The sequence below is a fragment of the Pseudomonas sp. NPDC096950 genome, from assembly GCF_044762525.1.
Taxonomy (GTDB): domain Bacteria; phylum Pseudomonadota; class Gammaproteobacteria; order Pseudomonadales; family Pseudomonadaceae; genus Aquipseudomonas.
The window spans coordinates 1-4,674 of the sequence record NZ_JBIWEL010000052.1 but is presented as its reverse complement, the minus strand read 5'-3'; the positions used below and the strand labels follow the sequence as shown (position 1 = coordinate 4,674).

The window sequence follows — 4,674 nt, the reverse complement described above, 5'->3', positions numbered from 1 at the left end:
CCTGGGTCAATTTGCCGGGGTAGAGGATGAAACCCTTGGCCTTGACCCGTTCGTAGAATTCCTTGAACTGGTAGCGCGGGTCTTTCGGTGCGTGGGTCGTGGTAGAAGGCCGAGAGGGCGCCGACTACACCGCACATGACGGCCATTGGGTGGGCGTCGCGACGGAAGCCGTTGAAGAAAGTCTTCAACTGCTCGTGGACCATGGTGTGGTTCTTCACGGTGCTGACGAACTGGGCCTTCTGTTCTGCGGTCGGCAGTTCGCCGTTGAGCAGCAGATAGCAGGTTTCCAGGTAGTCCGACTTTTCAGCCAGCTGTTCGATCGGGTAGCCGCGGTGCAGCAGGATGCCGTTGTCGCCGTCGATATAGGTGATCTTCGACTCGCAAGAGGCGGTCGACATGAAGCCAGGGTCAAAGGTGAAACGGCCCGTGGCCGTCAGGCCCCGAACATCAATTACATCGGGACCAACGGTGCCGGTTAAAATGGGCAGCTCGACGGGGGCTGCGCCCTCGATGATCAACTGCGCTTTTTTTTCTGCAATTTGGCATCCTATTTATGCTTGAAATCATCAGACAGACCCCCCACGCAGGGCCCGCACCACTATAGTGAGATAAATTCGAATGTCAATTTGCCTAAAGTCTTGCTCCAGAAGGCTTTAACCGGACTTTTTCCTCGAAATTACCTGCCATTTACGCCTTTTATCCGACTTGTGCAATGAGCTATTAGGGGAAGGTGATTGCGTTGTCATTAGTAGCCTAACTGTCTATACTCGGCCTCCGACCGCCAGGGGCTTTTGGGCCTGCTTTGCTGGGGGTCGCACTCCCTGGGTGGTGGGTACCTGACCAGTGCACTCCCCAACAACTTTGCCCTGATTGTTAGGGGCTCTTCAGTGTGAAAAAAAGCCGTGAATAGCCAACGACCTGTAAACCTAGACCTAAGGACCATCAAACTCCCAGTCACTGCTTACACGTCCATTCTTCACCGAATCTCCGGTGTCATTCTCTTTGTCAGCCTGGCCATCATGCTTTATGCATTGGACAAATCGCTGAGCTCAGAAGAAGGCTTCGGACAGGTGAAAGCGTGTCTGACCAGTCCGCTAGCCAAGCTAGTGATTTGGGGCATCCTGTCCGCCTTGCTGTATCACTTGGTTGCCGGTGTGCGCCACTTGATCATGGACATGGGCATCGGTGAGACGCTTGAAGGCGGCAAACTGGGCTCGAAAATCGTTATCGCCGTTTCCGTGGTGGTAATCGTTCTGGCAGGAGTTTGGATATGGTAACTAACGTCACGAACCTGTCCCGTTCGGGCCTCTATGACTGGATGGCACAACGTGTGTCTGCGGTCGTTCTCGCGGCTTATTTCATTTTCCTGATCGGATACGTCGTTGCCCACCCAGGCATCGGCTACGCCCAATGGCATGAACTGTTCGCAAGCAACTGGATGCGTATCTTCAGTCTCCTGGCCCTCGTTGCCCTCGGCGCTCACGCCTGGGTCGGCATGTGGACCATCGCGACCGACTACCTGACGCCAATGGCGTTCGGCAAGTCCGCGACTGCGATACGTTTCCTCTTCCAGGCAGTATGCGGCGTCGCGATGTTCGCTTACTTCGTCTGGGGTGTGCAGATTCTTTGGGGTATCTGATTCATGTCTACTACAGTTAATACGCTTTCGTTCGACGCCATCATCGTTGGCGGCGGCGGTGCCGGCATGCGCGCTGCCCTGCAGCTGGCACAGGGCGGTCACAAGACTGCCGTTGTTACCAAGGTTTTCCCGACTCGCTCGCACACCGTATCCGCACAGGGTGGCATCACCTGCGCCATCGCTTCGGCAGATCCGAACGATGACTGGCGCTGGCACATGTACGATACCGTCAAGGGTTCCGACTATATCGGTGACCAGGACGCTATCGAATACATGTGTTCCGTAGGCCCGGAAGCGGTTTTCGAGCTCGAGCATATGGGTTTGCCGTTCTCCCGTACCGAACAGGGCCGCATTTATCAGCGTCCGTTCGGTGGTCAGTCGAAAGACTTCGGTAAAGGTGGCCAGGCTGCCCGTACTTGCGCCGCTGCCGACCGTACCGGTCACGCACTGCTGCACACCCTGTACCAGGCCAACCTGAAGGCCGGCACCGTATTCCTCAACGAATACTACGGCGTCGACCTGGTGAAGAACGAAGACGGTGCCTTTGTCGGCATGATCGTCATCTGCATCGAAACCGGCGAAACCTCCTACGTCCGTGCGAACGCCACTGTATTGGCGACCGGCGGTGCAGGCCGTATCTACTCGTCCACCACCAATGCCCTGATCAACACCGGTGACGGCGTCGGCATGGCCCTGCGTGCTGGCGTGCCGGTACAAGATATTGAAATGTGGCAGTTCCACCCGACCGGCATCGCCGGCGCCGGTGTACTGGTTACAGAAGGCTGCCGCGGTGAAGGCGGTTACCTGATCAACAAGCACGGCGAGCGTTTCATGGAGCGTTATGCTCCGAACGCCAAAGACCTGGCTGGTCGTGACGTGGTTGCTCGCTCGATGGTTAAAGAAATCATCGCCGGCAACGGTTGCGGTCCGGATGGCGACCACGTAATGCTGAAACTCGATCACCTCGGTGAAGAAGTTCTGCACAGCCGTCTGCCAGGCATCATGGAACTGTCCAAGACCTTCGCCCACGTCGATCCAGCCGTGTCGCCGATCCCGGTCGTTCCAACCTGCCACTATATGATGGGCGGCGTGCCGACCAACATTCATGGCCAGGCGATCACCCAGGACGCTGAAGGCGTTGACCAGATCATCCCGGGCCTGTTCGCTGTAGGCGAAGTGGCTTGCGTATCGGTTCACGGTGCCAACCGTCTGGGCGGCAACTCGCTGCTCGACCTGGTGGTATTCGGTCGTGCCGCCGGCCTGTTCCTGGAACAGACCCTGAAAGAAGGTGTCGACTACGCTCGCCCACGCCAGTCCGACATCGACGCTGCCCTGGCACGTCTCGATGGCCTGAACGCGCGGACCGAAGGCGAAGACGTCGCTACCCTGCGTAAAGAGCTGCAAAGCTGCATGCAGAACTACTTCGGTGTATTCCGTACCGGCGAATACATGCAGAAGGGTATTGCCCAGCTGGCTGATCTGCGTGGCCGTATCGCCAACGTCAAGATCAACGATAAGAGCCAGGCGTTCAACACCGCTCGTATCGAAGCCCTGGAACTGCAAAACCTGCTGGAAGTGGCCGAAGCCACCGCCATCGCTGCAGAAATCCGCAAAGAGTCCCGCGGCGCTCACGCCCGTGAAGACTACGAAGACCGCGACGACGAAAACTGGCTGTGCCACACCCTGTACTTCCCGGGTGACAAGCGCGTAACCAAGCGTGCCGTGAACTTCTCGCCGAAGACTGTTCCGACTTTTGAACCTAAGATTCGGACTTATTAAGGGTGGCTGCCATGTTGAAAGTCAGTGTTTATCGCTACAACCCTGATCAGGACGCCGCGCCGTTCATGCAGGATTTCCAGGTCGATACCGGTGGTAAAGACTTGATGGTGCTGGACGTGCTGGCCCTGATCAAAGAGCAGGACGAAGGTTTCTCCTATCGTCGCTCTTGCCGTGAAGGTGTTTGCGGTTCCGACGGCATGAACATCAACGGCAAAAACGGCCTGGCGTGCGTCACGCCGCTGTCCGCTGTCGTAAAAGGTAACAAGCTGATCGTTCGTCCTCTGCCAGGTTTGCCGGTTATCCGTGACCTAGTCGTCGATATGAGCATCTTCTACAAGCAATACGAGAAGGTGAAGCCAATCCTTCAGAACGACACGCCGGCTCCGGCCATCGAGCGTCTGCAGTCCCCAGAAGAGCGTGAAAAGCTCGACGGTCTGTACGAGTGCATCCTGTGCGCTTGCTGCTCGACCTCTTGCCCGTCCTTCTGGTGGAACCCGGACAAGTTCCTGGGCCCAGCTGCCCTGCTGCAAGCGTACCGCTTCCTGGCAGACAGCCGTGACACCAAGACTGCCGAGCGTCTGTCTTCGCTGGATGACCCGTTCAGCGTATTCCGCTGCCGCGGGATCATGAACTGCGTCAACGTCTGCCCGAAAGGCCTGAACCCGACTAAGGCCATCGGACACGTACGTAACATGCTGCTGCAAAGCGGCGTGTGATTCAGGCTGTAAACGCAGCACCGCTGTACCCGTAGATGCTACGGCGCAGGCTTCAACCGGCGCCGTAGTTTTAACCTGAGCAGCAGCCCATAAAGCTGTCGCTCGTATTTTGAAGAAATGAGACAAGCAGGGGCATCCGGGCTGGTACCCGGACTATCAGCGTGATCCTAAGTGGCTTGTTTTGGTCGCTGCATTCGGACTTCTGCAAGTTTGCTCGGTGTCGACGCCGGTGGTGTTCCCCTAACCGAGGGTGACCAAGCATGCAAGAAAGCGTGATGCAGCGCATGTGGAACAGCGCCTACCTATCCGGTAGTAACGCTGCCTATGTGGAAGAGCTCTATGAGCTCTACCTGCACGACCCTAACGCTGTGCCAGAAGAGTGGCGCACCTACTTTCAGAAGTTGCCCGCTGACGGCAACACTGCCACCGATGTTTCGCACTCCACAATTCGCGATCATTTCGTCTTGCTGGCAAAGAACCAGCGCCGCGCCCAACCGGTTTCCGCCGGCAGCGTGAGCAGTGAGCACGAGAAGAAGCAAG

General features: G+C 57.2%; 6 protein-coding genes. 5 read left to right on the top strand and 1 reads right to left on the bottom strand.

Translation table 11 applies throughout. From position 1 onward, the window contains the following. A partial coding sequence (locus ACIQY3_RS34195) for a citrate/2-methylcitrate synthase (protein WP_403029065.1) occupies nucleotides 1-539 on the bottom strand: 539 nt, incomplete at its 3' end. Nucleotides 540-902: 363 nt separating this feature from the next. Here ACIQY3_RS34195 and sdhC point away from each other — a divergent pair. From sdhC to ACIQY3_RS34170, 5 genes are all read left to right on the top strand, one after another. Next, nucleotides 903-1,277 (top strand): succinate dehydrogenase, cytochrome b556 subunit, encoded by a 375-nt coding sequence (sdhC, locus tag ACIQY3_RS34190; RefSeq protein WP_054615726.1) that lies wholly within the window; start codon nucleotides 903-905, stop codon nucleotides 1,275-1,277. After that, the gene (sdhD, locus tag ACIQY3_RS34185; RefSeq protein WP_027922414.1) at nucleotides 1,271-1,639 is read left to right on the top strand and encodes a succinate dehydrogenase, hydrophobic membrane anchor protein; all 369 of its coding nucleotides are present in this window, start codon (nucleotides 1,271-1,273) and stop codon (nucleotides 1,637-1,639) included. Before sdhC ends, sdhD begins: the two co-directional genes overlap by 7 nt. 3 nt (nucleotides 1,640-1,642) lie before the next feature. Beyond that, a complete protein-coding gene (gene sdhA, locus ACIQY3_RS34180) occupies nucleotides 1,643-3,418 on the top strand; it encodes a succinate dehydrogenase flavoprotein subunit (protein WP_054049455.1) in 1,776 nt (591 codons plus the stop codon). An 11-nt stretch (nucleotides 3,419-3,429) separates the two neighbouring features. Next, on the top strand, nucleotides 3,430-4,134 hold the full coding sequence (locus ACIQY3_RS34175; RefSeq protein WP_403029060.1) for a succinate dehydrogenase iron-sulfur subunit: 705 nt from the start codon (nucleotides 3,430-3,432) through the stop codon (nucleotides 4,132-4,134). A 260-nt stretch (nucleotides 4,135-4,394) separates the two neighbouring features. Beyond that, nucleotides 4,395-4,674 (top strand): hypothetical protein (locus ACIQY3_RS34170; RefSeq protein ID WP_403029057.1); only part of this gene is annotated, 280 nt, incomplete at its 3' end.